Here is a 14,911-nt window from a genome sequence, read left to right on the forward strand (position 1 = left end):
TTAAAAGCCCGTCTTGCTCGTTTTGAGCAGAATGTTGGTCTCGGTCGAATTGATGCCGTTGATCAACCTGATTCGGCGCAACGTCTCGTCAAAGGAGGCAAGGTCGCGATCCTCCAGCTCGGCGACGAAGTCCCATTTGCCATTGGTGCTGTGAAGCGCGCGCACCTGCGGCAGCCCCCTGAGCTGGTCGGCCACCCTGTCTGCGAGCTTGCCGAGCACCTCGATCATGACGATGGCGCGCACACCGGCGGACCGCGTCTCGTGACCGGTGCGGATGGTGAAGCCGACGATGGTGCCGCTGGCGACCAGCCGGTCGATACGGGCAGCGATCGTTGCCCGCGATGCACCGGTCATTGCCGCCAGCGAGGAGATGGACATGCGAGCATTGTGGCGAAGCGCACTCAGAAGTTCCGTATCGAGATCGTCCACGTCGAACACTTTGTCAAAATAGCTTTATCAATCTGCGCAATCATAACCCATTTCTGACACTTTTCCATCTTTTTGCCGCCGGCCCTTTATCCCAATATCGGCCGAAACAGGCCTCAACACGGAGCCCTCGAATGAATGCGCAATCGCGACCTGTCACCCTCATCGGCGCACCTTTGGAAGAAGGCTCCGGTCGCCGAGGTGCCGCCATGGGCCCCGCGGCGTTGCGGATTGCCGGCGTCGACCAGACGCTGATCGATCTCGGCCACGACGTTGCCGATATCGGCGATCTCTGCATCGTGCCGGCTATGGATCTGCCGAATCACCCGAAAGCCCACAATCTTAGAATCGTCGGTGCCTTTACGCGGGCGTTGGAAAGCAGCGTCTATGACGTCGCCGCTTCAGGCCGCTTTCCGCTGATTCTTGGCGGCGATCACAGCCTGTCGATGGGCAGCGTCTCCGGCATGGCACGCTATGCCGCCAGCAAGGGACGCCCGCTCTTCGTGCTCTGGCTCGATGCCCATGCCGATTTCAACTCTCCGGCGACGTCGCCCTCCGGCAATATTCACGGCATGCCCGTCGCCTTCTTCTGCGGCGAGGCGGAGTTCGCCGAAATTCTTCCGAAGGACCGTCCCTTCGTCGATCCGAGGAACGTCTTCCAGGTCGGCATTCGCTCAGTCGATGCGCGCGAGCGCGAAGAAATTCACGAACACGGCGTCAACGTCTTCGATATGCGCGCGATAGACGAGCAGGGCATCGGCGCCATCATGCGGGAGATTCTCGACGCCGTCGCCAGGACCAATGGCCTGCTGCATGTCAGCCTCGATGTCGATTTTCTCGATCCCGACATCGCCCCCGGCGTCGGTACGACGGTGCCCGGCGGTGCAACCTTCCGCGAGGCGCATCTTGTCATGGAAATGCTTTCGGACAGCGGCCTCGTTTCGTCGCTCGATCTTGTCGAACTCAATCCGTTTCTCGATGATCGCGGCAAGAGCGCCCGCATACTGGTGGAACTGACGGCAAGCCTGTTCGGCCGCCGCATCTTCGATCGTCCGACACGCGCCGCATAGACAAGGCTGAGGGAGCAGCGCCATGAACACTTCGGAAAAACTGATCGCGACGGAACAGCGGCTCGGCGCCAACAATTATAAGCCGCTCGATGTGGTGCTCACACGCGGCGAAGGCGTGTATGTCTGGGATACGGACGGCAATCGTTATCTCGATTGTCTCTCCGCCTATTCCGCAGTCAATCAGGGCCACTGCCATCCGAAGATCCTTGCCGCCATGGTCGAGCAGGCGGGGCGGTTGACGCTCACCTCTCGAGCCTTCCGCAACGACCAGCTCGCTCATCTCTACGAAGAGCTCGCGGCGCTGACCGGTTCGCACAAGATCCTGCCGATGAACTCCGGCGCCGAAGCCGTGGAAACCGCCATCAAGGCGGTGCGCAAATGGGGATACGAGGTCAAGGGCGTGCCGGAGGGGAAGGCGGAGATCATCGTCTGCGCCGACAATTTCCATGGCCGCACGCTGAGCATCATCAGTTTCTCCACTGACCCCGACGCTCGCACCGGCTTCGGACCCTATACACCGGGCTTCCGCATCATTCCCTTCGGCGATGCCGAGGCATTCGAGGCCGCGATCAACGGCAATACCGTGGCGGCTCTGATCGAGCCGATCCAGGGCGAAGCCGGCGTCATCATCCCTGCGGCCGGTTATTTCACCCGCATCCGGGAGCTCTGCACCGCAAACAACATCACCCTGATCCTCGATGAGATCCAGACCGGCCTCGGCCGCACCGGCAAGCTGCTGGCCGAAGAACACGAAGGTATCGAGGCCGATGTGACGCTGATCGGCAAGGCGCTGTCCGGCGGGTTCTATCCCGTATCGGCTGTGCTTTCGAATTCCGAGGTGCTCGGCGTGCTGAAACCCGGCCAACACGGCTCGACCTTCGGCGGTAATCCGCTCGCCTGTGCGGTGGCGCGCACGGCCCTCAAGGTGCTGGTGGAGGAGGGCATGATCGAGAACGCCGCCGTCATGGGCGACTATTTCCTCGAAGGCTTGAGGTCGATCCGCTCCAACATCGTCAGAGACGTGCGTGGCCGTGGCCTGATGATGGCGATCGAGCTGGAACCCGAAGCCGGCGGCGCACGGCAATATTGCCATGCGCTGAAGGAGCGCGGCCTTCTCGCAAAGGATACCCACGACCACACGATTCGCCTCGCTCCGCCACTTGTTATAACGAGGGAGCAGGTCGATTGGGCCGTCTCGCAGATTGAAAAGACCATCAGTTGAAGTAGATCAAGGCCGAAAACCTTCGCAATCCCGTTCCCGATTTAGATTTGGGCAACACTCTTCCGTTAATGTCGTCGCTAGCCGTAACGATGCTTTGAGTATGCAAAGACATCGCGGGTGTGAAGGCAAAGCTCGTCGGCGCCAATGGTGGCGCACCGCTTCTGCTTTGACTTACGACAGTTGGGAAGAATTCTAATGGCCACGATCAATTCCACTAGCTTCAGCGGCGATACGCTCGAGATCATTGCCTTCCGCCTGCATGATCAGGAATTCTGCGTCAAGACCACGACCATACGCGAAATCCGCGGCTGGGCGCCTTCGACCCCGATCCCGCATTCGCCGGCCGATGTCATAGGTGTCATGAACCTGCGCGGTTCGGTCATCCCGATCATCGATCTCGCCTATAAGCTCGGCATGAAGAGCACGGTCGCCAACGAACGCAGCGCCATCGTGGTGGCTGAAGTGCATAGCATGGTCATCGGCATGCTCGTCGACCGCGTCTCGGATATTCTCACCATCTCCTCGAGCCAGGTTCAGCCGGTGCCTGAAGTAACCGCCTCCTTCGACCGCGCTTTCTGCGAAGGCATCATCGCGTCGGAAAACGGCATGATCTGCTTCCTGAACCTCGCCAAGATGTTCAAGGAAAACGAGACAGATGAGCTGGCGGCCTGACCTGTCAGAACAATTGGGACTTGAAAAACCGCCGCTCTCCGGCGGTTTTATATTGCCCGTTACAGCCGATCTGAGCTTGCGGCAGCCACTATACTCAAACGTTAGTGATAGCTTCTATACGCAATTTTAACTATGCTTCAGCACTATGGTTTACGAAGCCTACGGATGACACGTTTCCGGTCCACGGAATGCCCCGCTTCGCTTCTATCAGGCCGGAGCAGCGGGAGCTGTGGACTTCAGAGGGACGGGAATGTTTGGTCTATCCTCCGATTCGAAATACATTCTTGACGCCATCTCCAAATCGCAGGCGATCATCGAATTCGATCTCAAGGGAAATATCCTTGCGGCCAACGAAAACTTCTGCGCTGCGCTTGGTTATGGCCTGAGCGAGATCCTCGGCAAGCATCACAGCATGTTCTGCGAGCCCGCCTACACGGCAACGGATACCTACCGCGAGTTCTGGGCGCGGCTCGGACGCGGCGAATATGACGCTGGTGCCTACAAGCGCTTCGCCAAGGGCAACAGGGAAATTTGGATCCAGGCTTCCTACAATCCTGTTTTGAAGGGCGGAAAGCCGTTCAAGATCGTGAAATTCGCAGCCGATATCACCGCTGTGAAAAGAAAGGCGGTCGAGGATGCCGGCAAACTGGAGGCGATCTCACGCTCGCAGGCGGTAATCGAATTCACGCCGACAGGCGAGATTCTGACCGCCAACGACAATTTCTGCAGCGCCATGGGCTACTCGCTCGCCGACATCGCCGGCAAGCACCACAGCATGTTCTGCGATCCCGCCTACGCTCGCACCGAGGACTACGCCAATTTCTGGAAGCGGCTGGCGCGCGGCGAATTCATTGCCAACGAATTTGTCCGGTTCGGCAAGGGCGGCCGGCAAATCCTGGATACAGGCGGCCTATAATCCGATCCTCGATGCAAACGGCAAAGTCTACAAGGTAGTAAAGTTTGCTACCGACGTCACGGAGCGGATGAGCGCCATTGCCCTGCTCGGCACCGCCATGCGCGATCTCTCCGAGGGCAATCTCACACGGACGGTGGATACGTCTTTTGTTCCGTCGATGGAGCAGTTGCGTCACGATTTCAACACGGCGATCAGCGACCTCGCCCGAACCATGAAGACGATCGGCGAAAACGCCAATGCGATTGCCGCCGGCTCGCGCGAAATCGGTGCATCAGCCGACACCTTCTCCAAGAGGACGGAACAGCAGGCTGCTTCGATCGAAGAGACGGCGGCCGCGCTGGAGGAGATTACCACGACGGTCAATGATTCCAGCCGTCGTGCCGAGGAAGCCGGCCGGCTCGTCACCAAGACGAAGCAAGGCGCTGAGCAATCCGGCGTCGTCGTCCGCAATGCCGTCGCGGCCATGGATCAGATCGAACAGTCCTCTCGCGAGATCAACAACATCATCGGCGTCATCGACGACATTGCCTTCCAGACCAATCTCCTGGCGCTGAATGCCGGCGTAGAGGCGGCGCGCGCCGGGGAAGCCGGCAAGGGTTTCGCCGTCGTTGCCCAGGAGGTTCGCGAGCTCGCCCAGCGCTCCGCCAAAGCGGCCAAGGAGATCAAAGCACTGATCAATACATCGAGCGAGCTCGTCAGAAATGGCGTCGGTCTCGTGGGCCAGACCGGACAGGCGCTTGAGGAAATCGTCGCGCAGGTCGGCGACATCGATGGCAATGTCGAAGCGATCGTCAGAGCAACGAAGGAACAGGCGATTGGCCTCAAGGAAATAAACCAGGCGGTCAATACCATGGACCAGGCGACGCAGCAGAACGCGGCGATGGTCGAGGAAAGCACCGCTGCCAGCCACAGCCTTGCCAGGGAAGCCGAAACGCTGCGCGTCCTGCTGGCGAAGTTCCGCCTCCCGGGTCAGGCCCAGGCCTTCAGCAAGCCCGAGCCAAGGCCGATGGGTTCGCCGGCCCTCCACCTCGTCGCACGGGTAGCAAAGACCCATGCCGCTGCCGCAGCAAATTCGCAGAGCTGGGAAGAGTTCTGATTCCGCCACCTTCCCTTCAGCCGGACGGAAACGCGCCGCCTCGAAGCCGGCGCGTTCGAGTGCTTATCCGAAGAGAGCGAAAGTCGCCTTAAGCGTCACCCAGACGCCCCAGAGCAGCGGAATGCCAACGACGGCCCAGGCGAGCATCGCCTTGGAATCCAGCCCGCCTGTGCCGATGCCGAAGGAGCCTGTCGGCCCGGCATTGACGGCCGCCGATTTCGCCTGCAGCGCAGCGACCTCATCATCCGACATGAACCATTTGTCCGGAAGCGGCCTGACCAACGCATTGGCGATGAGGCCGAGCGCCAGCATGCCGGCGAGGATATACATGGTCCCGGTATAAAGTGTCGGCCCGGGTGCGACGCCGGCGGCGATCTGGGCTTCGCGGATATAGTTCACGACGACAGGTCCGACGATGCCCGCCGTTGCCCAGGCCGTCAGCAGCCGGCCGTGGATGGCGCCGACGAATTGGGTGCCAAAGATATCGGCAAGATAGGCCGGGATCGTTGCGAAGCCGCCGCCATACATCGACAGGATGATCCCAAAGGAGAGAACGAACAGCGCCTTGTTGCCCATGCCGGCGAAGGTCGGCGCCAGCGCATAGAGCGCGATGCCGATGATGAAGAAGCTGTAATAGGTATTCTTGCGGCCGATCTTGTCCGACAATGACGCCCAGAAGAACCGTCCGCCGATGTTGAAGAGCGAAAGAAGCCCGGCGAAGCCGGCGGCGATCGTGGCGATCGATGCCTTATGCCCGGCGTCGAGCTGCGCGAAGGCAACATCCGGCAAGCCGATCAACGAACCGGCGAAGATTTCCTGCAGCATCGGCGAGGCCATGCCGAGAACACCGATGCCAGCCGAGACGTTGAGGCAAAGCACGGCCCAGATCAGCCAGAACTGCTTGGTCTTGTGGGCGTTGCGCAGATGCACGTGCTTGGTTGTGATCATGGTGCTTTTGGCCGCCGGCGGCGTCCAACCATCAGGGCGCCAGCCGGTCGGCGGAATGCGATAGCCGAAGGCGCCGCCCATCATGAAGGCGAAGTAGATCGCCGCCATGACGATGAAGGTCTGCCAGACGCCGACCGACGTGTCGGTCTTGAAGGCATTCATCAGCAGATTGGCAAGCGGAGCACCGATCATCGCGCCGCCGCCGAAGCCCATGATCGCCATGCCGGTTGCCATGCCGCGCCGGTCGGGAAACCACTTGATCAGCGTCGAGACGGGCGAGATGTAGCCGAGGCCGAGACCAATGCCGCCAATGACGCCGGCGCCGAGCCACATCAACCAGAGCTGATGAGTAATGACGCCGAAGGCGGCAAGCACGATGCCGCCGCACCAGCAGCAGGCGGAAACGACGCCGGCCTTGCGCGGGCCGGCCCTTTCCAGCCAGCCGCCCCAGATCGCGGCGGACGAGCCGAGCAGAACGAAGAACAGCGTATAGATCCAGCCGAGATCAGCAATGCGCCAGTCGCAGGTCGTGGTGAAGAGCGCGGAGGCGAGCGTCAGGTCCGGGCAAGCCGTCGAGGCGGTGATCCCGAGCGACTTGGAAAGCGGCAGCCAGAACACACTGAAGCCATAGGCCATGCCAATGCAGAGATGGATCGCAAGCGCCGCCGGCGGCACCAGCCACCTGTTGAAACCAGGCCTTGCGATAATCCTTTCGCGATCAAGCAGGCCCGAGCCCGCCAACGCTCCGTCCGTACGTGTTTCCGCTGCAGTCATGAACAACTCCTCCTTGTTTCAGACCTCGCTATAAAATCCAGTGCCGCCCGTCTTTTCAGACGCGCCAAGGACACTGTGACATTTTGGATTGCTGCATCATCTCATCCTTAAATCGATTAATTAATCAGCGGCGTTTGTGCAGGCAGTGAACTGCTGCCTCCTCGCGCACGGCACCTCTTATGATTACCGGACCTGGTTCGTTTTCGCTTCCGGCTTGCGGATCATGGGAGCGGCCTGAAGCACCAGAGCATCCAGACCGTTTTCCTCCTTTTCGAGAATTTCGAATAATTGCCGCCGCATGCGCGGCTCCCAGAACTTATTGATGTGCAAGGCGACCCCTTGCGCAGCCTCGCTTTCCGGTTGGCTTTTGAAAAAGGTGGCGATCTGGTTTGCCATGTAGACAAGCTTGGTCTTGGTATCATGCGACATCGGCGATGCTTCCGGGCGAGATGCGGTGCGGGTGTGTGAAAATCTCGAAATCCTCCCCGCGCACCAGCGCGACGAGCGTCATGCCTGCCTCTTCGGCCGTGCGGATCGCGAGGGCCGTCGGCGCTGAAATGGCGATGAGCACGGGGCTGCCGAGGATCGCCGCCTTCTGCACCATCTCGACCGACAGCCGGCTGGTCACGACGACTGCACCGTTTCCGCCGCTTTCGCCGGCGCGGATGACGGCGCCGCAAAGTTTGTCCAGCGCGTTGTGCCGGCCGACATCTTCACGGACCGCAATGAGCCCGCTGCCGGGAAGGTAGAATCCAGCGCCATGTACGGCCCGCGTCTCCCGATGCAGCGGCTGCGCCTCGTTCAAAAGCGAAACGGCCCGAACGATATCCGCATGAGACAGGGTCAACGCCGATGTGGAGACATCGGGCACCGGCCGCACTGCCTGTTCGATCGATTCGATGCCGCAGAGCCCGCAGCCGACCGGCCCGGCCATGCTGCGGCGGCGCGCCCGCAACCGATCGGCGACGTCGTCGGCAAGGCTGACCTGAACGTCGATGCCCTGCTCGCCCTCAAGTATCTCAATGGCTGTTATTTCCACCGGCTTGGCGATAATCCCTTCGGTCAGGCTGAAGCCGACGGCGAAATCCTCAAGATCCGCGGGTGTCGCCATCATCACCGCATGCGAGCTGCCGCCATAGGAAAAGGCGATCGGCACTTCCTCCGGCACAATACGAGAACCGCTCTGCATGATGCCGTTGCGTCGGGCGGTTTCGGGAGCACGGGCGGTCGTGGAGAAAGTCATGCCGCACGCTCCCTCTTCGGCAACACCAAACCGCCTCGCATCGTCACTCCGCCGCTTCCAGCTTGCCGGCGATGCGGCGTGATTGCCGTGCCTGCTCGTCGTATTCGAGTTGCCACTCGCTCGGCCCGTTGGAGGGCGAGACCTGCACCGCCGTCACCTTGTATTCCGGGCAGTTGGTCGCCCAGTCGGAAAAGTCGGTGGTGATGACGTTGGCCTGCGTATTCGGGTGATGGAAGGTCGTATAGACGACGCCCGGCGCGACGCGCTCGGTGATCAGCGCCCGGAGCGTGGTGTCGCCGGAGCGGCTGGCGAGCTTCACTAAATCGCCATCGCGGATGCCGCGCTGTTCGGCATCGTGCGGATGGATCTCCAGCCGGTCTTCCGCGTGCCAGACGAGGTTCTCGGTCCGGCGTGTCTGCGCTCCGACATTATACTGGCTGAGAATGCGGCCGGTGGTGAGCAGCAGCGGGAAGCGCGGGCCGGTGCGCTCGTCGGTCGCCACATATTCAGTGCGGATGAACTTGCCCTTGCCGCGGACGAAACCGTTGACATGCATGATCGGCGAGCCGAGTGGGTTCTTCTCGTTGCAGGGCCACTGCACCGAGCCCATCTTCTCCAGGTAATCGTAGGAAACAAGCGCGAAACTCGGCGTTGTCGCGGCGATCTCGTCCATGATCTCCGACGGATGGGCGTAATTCCAGTCGAGCCCCATGGTCTGGGCAAGCTTCTGCGTCACCTCCCAGTCGCCATAGCCGTTGCGCGGCGTCATCACCTTGCGAACGCGGTTGATGCGCCGCTCGGCATTGGTAAACGTGCCGTCCTTCTCGAGGAAGGTCGAGCCCGGCAGAAAGACATGGGCGTAGTTGGCGGTCTCGTTGAGGAACAGGTCCTGCACGACGACGCATTCCATTGCGGCAAGCCCGGCCGCGACGTGTTTCGTATCGGGATCGGATTGGAGGATATCCTCCCCCTGAATATAGATGCCCTTGAACGAACCGTCGACCGCTGCGTCCAGCATGTTCGGAATACGCAAGCCCGGCTCGTTGTTGAGCTTTACACCCCAGAGCTTCTCGAAAATATCGCGCGTCGCATCGTCGGAAATATGCCGGTAACCGGGCAACTCGTGCGGGAAAGAGCCCATGTCGCAGGAGCCCTGCACATTGTTCTGGCCGCGCAACGGGTTCACGCCGACACCGGGACGGCCGATATTGCCTGTTGCCATCGCCAGGTTGGCGATCGCGATGACGGTGGTCGAACCCTGGCTGTGTTCGGTGACACCGAGGCCGTAGTAGATCGCGCCGTTGCCGCCCGTGGCATAGAGCCTTGCTGCACCGCGCAGATCCGCGGCCGGCACACCGGTGAAAATCTCCGTCTCTTCCGGACTATGCTGCGGTTCGGCGACGAAAGCCGCCCAATCCTCGAACTCCGACCAGTCGCAGCGCTCGCGGATGAATGTCTCGTCATAGAGCCCTTCGCTGACGATTACATGGGCCAGCGCCGTCATGACCGCGACATTGGTGCCCGGTTTCAGCGGCAGGTGGTAGGAAGCCTCGACATGTGGCGACCGGACGATATCTGTACGGCGGGGATCAATGACGATGAGCTTCGCCCCCTGGCGCAGCCGCTTCTTCAGTCGCGAGGCAAACACCGGATGGCCATCGGTCGGGTTTGCGCCGATGATTACGACAACATCCGAATGTTCGACGCTGTCGAAATCCTGTGTGCCGGCCGAGGTCCCGAATGTCTGGCCGAGACCGTAACCGGTCGGCGAATGGCAGACGCGGGCGCATGTATCGACATTGTTGTTGCCGAAACCGGCGCGGACCAGCTTCTGCACCAGATAGGTTTCCTCATTGGTGCAGCGTGAGGAGGTGATGCCGCCGATCGAGTCGCGGCCATATTGATACTGGATGCGGCGGAACTCCGACGCCACATGCGCGAAGGCCTCGTCCCAGCTTACCTCCCGCCAGGGATCGCTGACCTTTTCACGGATCATCGGGTTGAGAACACGGTCCTTATGCGTGGAATAGCCGTAGGCGAAGCGGCCTTTGACGCAGGAATGCCCGCGATTGGCCTGTCCGTCCTTCCACGGCACCATGCGCACCAGTTCCTCGCCGCGCATCTCCGCCTTGAAGGAGCAGCCGACGCCGCAATAGGCGCAGGTGGTGACGGCCGAGTGCTCTGGCTGGCCGATCTCGATCACAGATTTCTCCGTGAGCGTCGCCGTCGGACAGGCCTGAACGCAGGCGCCGCAGGAGACGCATTCGGAATCCATGAAACTCTCATGCATGCCGGGTGAGACGCGGGAGCCGAAACCCCGCCCTTCGATTGTCAGCGCGAAGGTGCCCTGCACTTCCTCGCAGGCGCGCACGCAAAGCGAACAGACGATGCATTTGGAGGGATCGTAAGTGAAATAGGGGTTGGACGCGTCCTTCGGCATCCATTTCAGATTGATATCGCCGTTGTTGCGCGCTTTGACGTGGTTGTCACCCTCATAGCCGTAGCGTACGTCGCGCAACCCGACGGCACCCGCCATGTCCTGCAATTGGCAGTCGCCATTGGCGGCGCAGGTGAGACAGTCGAGCGGATGGTCGGAGATATAGAGTTCCATTACACCGCGGCGAATGTCCTTCAATCGCCCCGTCTGCGTGTGCACCACCATGTTTGCCGCCACCGGCGTCGTGCAGGAGGCTGGAGTGCCGGCGCGGCCCTCGATCTCGACGAGGCAGAGCCGGCAGGAGCCGAAGGCATCGACCATGTCGGTGGCGCAGAGCTTCGGCACCTCGATGCCGGCTTCCATCGATGCGCGCATGATCGAGGTGCCCTCCGGCACGCTGATCTGCTGCCCATCAATGGTGAGCGTTACCATGGTTTCGGATTTCGAAGCGGGAGTGCCGTAGTCGATTTCATGGATGAGAGACATGGTCGGCCTCCTGTACGGAAACGGAATTGAGCAAGTCAGGGCGTGCAGATGTAACTTGGAAGGTCATCACTCGGCCGCCTCCACTATCGGCGCCGGCGAAAAATCCTCCGGGAAATGCGTCATGGCGCTCATGACGGGATAGGGTGTGAAGCCGCCGAGCGCGCAGAGCGAGCCGAATTTCATCGTGTTGCAAAGGTCGGCAAGCAACACCCGGTTCTTCTCCGGCTCGATACCGTGCGCAATCTTGTCTACCGTCTCCACGCCGCGTGTCGAGCCGATGCGGCAGGGCGTGCACTTGCCGCAGCTTTCGACCGCGCAGAATTCCATGGCGAAACGCGCCTGTTTCAGCATATCAGCCGTATCGTCGAAGACGACGATGCCGGCGTGGCCGATAAGTCCGTCCTTGGCGGCGAAGGCTTCGTAATCGAACGGCGTGTCGAACAGCGCCCGCGGGAAATAGGCTCCGAGCGGCCCGCCGACCTGAACCGCCTTGACCGGTCGGCCGGTCCTCGTACCGCCGCCTATCCTGTCGACGATATCGCCGAGCGAAAGACCGAAGGCGGTTTCATAGAGTCCGGCGTATCGGACATTGCCGGCGATTTGAAGCGGAATGGTGCCGCGCGAGCGCCCCATGCCGAAATCGCGGTAGAAGGCAGCACCCTTCTCCATGATCACAGGCACGGAGGCGAGCGAAATCACATTGTTGATGACGGTCGGACAGTCAAACAGCCCCTTATGCGCCGGCAGCGGCGGCTTGGCGCGCACGACACCGCGCTTGCCTTCGAGACTGTTCAGCAAAGCGGTCTCTTCACCGCAGACATAGGCGCCGGCCCCGGTACGCACCTCAATATCGAAGCCGCGGCCCGAGCCAAGCACAGACGGGCCGAGAATCCCGGCCTGCCGGGCAATGCCGATGGCCTCGCTCATCACCGCGATCGCGTGCGGATATTCCGAACGCGTATAGATGAAGCCCTTCGTGGCTCCGGTGGCAAGGCCTGAAATCGCCATGCCTTCGATCAGCACGAAGGGATCGCCCTCCATGATCATGCGATCGGCAAAGGTGCCGCTATCGCCCTCATCGGCGTTGCAAACAATATATTTGCGCTCGCCGGCGGCATCGAGAACGGTTTTCCACTTGATGCCTGTAGGAAAGCCCGCACCGCCGCGTCCGCGCAGGCCGGAATCTGTGACTTCCTTGACAATATCGACCGATCTCATCGAAACGGCGCGGCGGAGGCCGGCAAGGCCGCCATGCGCCTCGTAATCGCCGAGCGAAAGGGGATCGATGATGCCACAACGGGCGAAGGTCAGGCGGGTCTGTTCCTTGAGGAACGGGAGGTCTTCAACCTCCCCGAGACAGAGCGGATGATCGCCCCCGTTCAGCATTTCCGCATCAAGCAGGGCAGGCACATCTCTTGCCTTCACCGGCCCGTAGCCGATGCGCTTGCCGGCGACTTCAACTTCGACAAGTGGTTCCAGCCAGAACATTCCGCGCGAGCCGTTGCGCACGATCTCTGCATCGAGGCCGCGGGCGGCGATCTCCTGGGCAATCGCCTTTGCCACCTTTTCGGCTCCGAGCGCCAGCGCAGCGGCATCGCGCGGAACATAAATCTTGACTGTCATCGACGTGCCTCCGCAACGAGCTCCGCCGCCATCTGACCGTCTACCCGGCCATAAACCTCGCCGTCGAGCATCGCCGACGGGGCGCAGGCGCAGAGGCCGAGACAGTAGACCGGCTCCAGCGTTACGGCGCCGTCGGGGGTCGTCTGATGAAAATCGATCCCGAGCAACGTCTTGACGCGTTCAGCCAGCGCGTCGCCGCCCATCGACTGACAAGCCTCGGCGCGACACAGCTTCAGCACATGCCGGCCGGCGGGATGGTCGCGATAGTCGTGATAGAATGTCATCACCCCGTGCACTTCGGCGCGTGAGAGGTTCAGCTCCTCCGCGATCACAGGCACAGCTTCCTGCGGCACATAACCGAATTCTCGCTGAACCTCGTGCAGAATGGGAAGCAGCGGCCCCTCAAGGAAGCGAAGGTCCGCGACGATGGTACGCGTACGCGCTGCGATATCGCCTCCGGCGATATGAATGGTCATCAGGCAGCCCTCCCAGTGGCTTGCTCTTTCGGGATGGCCGACCTCCCCCAGCCGAGTGCCATCACCGAGACAGCATCTCAGGGAAGCCAATGACGATCAATAAAGCTGTCTTGTGGATTAATAGGTTTTTCCTATCAGAGTTCCTCATCCTGCACGAGCACTCTCGCTTCGTGCAACAAGGCCGATACGAGCGGGGTGAAGGGCTCGCGATAGGGTGCGACGAGGCCGACCAGATGGTGGGCCTCCGGCTCGACAATTGGAATCATCCGGATTTCAACCGGAAAACCAAAGGATTTGGCGACATTCCGCGGCATGATGCTCGCCCAGCGTCCGGTCCTGACATGTGAGAACAGCACGATCATCGAATTGGATTCGAGAGTCGGATGGACAGTGGCGCCTGCTTCCGTCAGGTGCCGATTGATGATGCGCCGGTTTTGCATATCGGCAGTCAATAGACAAAGCCGAAGATCGCCGACCTCCCGCCAGGTCACTTTGTCGCGATCGGACAGCGGGCTCCCTGCGGCCGTGATGAGGTTATAACGCTCGGCATAAAGGGGCACGGTCGTCACGCGGCCAAGCGGTTCGTTTTCGAGATAGGTGATGCCGGCGTCGATTTCGAGATTTTCGAGCATGCTGAGCACCTGCAGCGAGTTTCGCGAGACGATCGAGAAGGTCACTCCCGGATGTCGTTCCTGAAAGGGCGTGGTGATGCGCGAAAGCATGGCGAGCGCGGTCGGAATGGCGGCGAGGCGAATGTGGCCGGAAAGACCGCGACGCGCTGCGCGCATCTCCTCGCGCATGGTGCGGGCATCGCCGACGATGCGCCGCGCCCATTCAAGCACGCGCTGCCCCTCCGGCGTCAGCCCTTGAAATCGTGAGCCGCGCTGCACCAGCATTACACCAAGCTGATCTTCAAGCTGCCTGATGGCGGCCGAGAGCGTCGGTTGGGATATCCCGCATTCCTCCGCGGCTCGGCCGAAGTGCTTTTCGTTGGCAAGGGCGATGAAAAATTCCAGCTTGTCGATCATCCGGTCTCCCGATCCGGCGTGGAACCATCCGGATCAGCCTATCTTCGACGCAGCAACCGTGCTCCGCAAGAGCGCGTACTAATTGTTTTCAGCAGCCGGAAAAAGATCGAACAGTGATTCTAGGAAGACAGCCACGCTGGCATTGCCGATACTGTAATAGACCAGCCTGCCCTGACGGCGCGTATTGACGAGGCCTTCGAGCCTCAAACGCGCGAGCTGCTGCGAGACCATCGCCTGCTGAATGCCGAGAATGTTTTCGATTTCTCCGACCGTCCGCTCCTCGGTGGCGAGTATGCAGAGGATCAGAAGCCGGGTCTGGTGTGCCAGCGCCTTCAGCAGATCGCTCGCCTCACGGGCGCTTCCAGCGAGTTTGTGCAGTTCCTGACCGGACATTCCCGGCACGGGTTTGGGCAATGGCATTCGACATCTCGGAAGGGAAGCGAAAAGGCGGATCAGCACAATAGCATATTCGCACACGCGAATTTGCCAAAAGT

The 14,911-nt window shown here is 60.9% G+C and carries 12 protein-coding genes and 1 pseudogene; 4 read left to right on the forward strand and 9 right to left on the reverse strand.

Going from position 1 to position 14,911, the window contains the following annotated elements; translation table 11 throughout:
- On the reverse strand, nucleotides 1-438 hold the full coding sequence (locus tag J2J98_RS19595; RefSeq protein WP_171049295.1) for an Lrp/AsnC family transcriptional regulator: 438 nt from the start codon (nucleotides 436-438) through the stop codon (nucleotides 1-3).
- A 122-nt stretch (nucleotides 439-560) separates the two neighbouring features.
- On the opposite strand from J2J98_RS19595, the gene rocF reads away from it, so the two are divergent.
- The 4 genes and pseudogenes from rocF to J2J98_RS19615 all read left to right on the forward strand — a co-directional run bounded on the left by rocF (nucleotide 561) and on the right by J2J98_RS19615 (nucleotide 5,402).
- Nucleotides 561-1,496: an arginase gene (gene rocF, locus J2J98_RS19600; protein ID WP_138396319.1), complete on the forward strand. Its 936-nt coding sequence runs from the start codon at nucleotides 561-563 to the stop codon at nucleotides 1,494-1,496.
- 22 nt (nucleotides 1,497-1,518) lie between these two features.
- A complete protein-coding gene (gene rocD, locus J2J98_RS19605; RefSeq protein WP_207601893.1) occupies nucleotides 1,519-2,718 on the forward strand; it encodes an ornithine--oxo-acid transaminase in 1,200 nt (399 codons plus the stop codon).
- A gap of 195 nt (nucleotides 2,719-2,913) precedes the next feature.
- On the forward strand, nucleotides 2,914-3,390 hold the full coding sequence (locus J2J98_RS19610; RefSeq protein ID WP_064707940.1) for a chemotaxis protein CheW: 477 nt from the start codon (nucleotides 2,914-2,916) through the stop codon (nucleotides 3,388-3,390).
- A 250-nt stretch (nucleotides 3,391-3,640) separates the two neighbouring features.
- Nucleotides 3,641-5,402 (forward strand): annotated as a pseudogene (locus J2J98_RS19615) (methyl-accepting chemotaxis protein).
- A gap of 63 nt (nucleotides 5,403-5,465) precedes the next feature.
- Here the strand turns inward: J2J98_RS19615 and J2J98_RS19620 are convergent.
- The 8 genes from J2J98_RS19620 to J2J98_RS19655 all read right to left on the reverse strand — a co-directional run bounded on the left by J2J98_RS19620 (nucleotide 5,466) and on the right by J2J98_RS19655 (nucleotide 14,837).
- On the reverse strand, nucleotides 5,466-7,124 hold the full coding sequence (locus J2J98_RS19620; RefSeq protein WP_207601894.1) for an OFA family MFS transporter: 1,659 nt from the start codon (nucleotides 7,122-7,124) through the stop codon (nucleotides 5,466-5,468).
- A 183-nt stretch (nucleotides 7,125-7,307) separates the two neighbouring features.
- Nucleotides 7,308-7,553 carry a formate dehydrogenase subunit delta gene (locus tag J2J98_RS19625; RefSeq protein ID WP_138396322.1) on the reverse strand — a complete coding sequence of 82 codons (246 nt, stop codon included), beginning with the start codon at nucleotides 7,551-7,553 and terminating at the stop codon, nucleotides 7,308-7,310.
- Nucleotides 7,543-8,367 carry a formate dehydrogenase accessory sulfurtransferase FdhD gene (fdhD, locus tag J2J98_RS19630; protein WP_207601895.1) on the reverse strand — a complete coding sequence of 275 codons (825 nt, stop codon included), beginning with the start codon at nucleotides 8,365-8,367 and terminating at the stop codon, nucleotides 7,543-7,545. Before fdhD ends, J2J98_RS19625 begins: the two co-directional genes overlap by 11 nt.
- Before the next feature lie 43 nt (nucleotides 8,368-8,410).
- Nucleotides 8,411-11,290 (reverse strand): formate dehydrogenase subunit alpha, encoded by a 2,880-nt coding sequence (gene fdhF, locus J2J98_RS19635; protein WP_138396323.1) that lies wholly within the window; start codon nucleotides 11,288-11,290, stop codon nucleotides 8,411-8,413.
- A gap of 66 nt (nucleotides 11,291-11,356) precedes the next feature.
- Entirely contained in the window at nucleotides 11,357-12,913 is a 1,557-nt protein-coding gene (locus J2J98_RS19640; protein ID WP_138396324.1) for a formate dehydrogenase beta subunit, read from the reverse strand.
- Nucleotides 12,910-13,389: a formate dehydrogenase subunit gamma gene (locus J2J98_RS19645; protein WP_064707946.1), complete on the reverse strand. Its 480-nt coding sequence runs from the start codon at nucleotides 13,387-13,389 to the stop codon at nucleotides 12,910-12,912. Before J2J98_RS19645 ends, J2J98_RS19640 begins: the two co-directional genes overlap by 4 nt.
- Nucleotides 13,390-13,523: 134 nt before the next feature.
- Complete coding sequence (locus J2J98_RS19650) at nucleotides 13,524-14,417, reverse strand: LysR family transcriptional regulator (protein WP_064707947.1); 894 nt, start codon at nucleotides 14,415-14,417, stop codon at nucleotides 13,524-13,526.
- A 78-nt stretch (nucleotides 14,418-14,495) separates the two neighbouring features.
- Nucleotides 14,496-14,837, reverse strand: coding sequence for an ArsR/SmtB family transcription factor (locus tag J2J98_RS19655; protein ID WP_207243758.1), 342 nt, complete (start codon nucleotides 14,835-14,837; stop codon nucleotides 14,496-14,498).
- Nucleotides 14,838-14,911: the final 74 nt, after the last annotated feature.

This window comes from Rhizobium bangladeshense, from assembly GCF_017357245.1.
Taxonomy (GTDB): domain Bacteria; phylum Pseudomonadota; class Alphaproteobacteria; order Rhizobiales; family Rhizobiaceae; genus Rhizobium; species Rhizobium bangladeshense.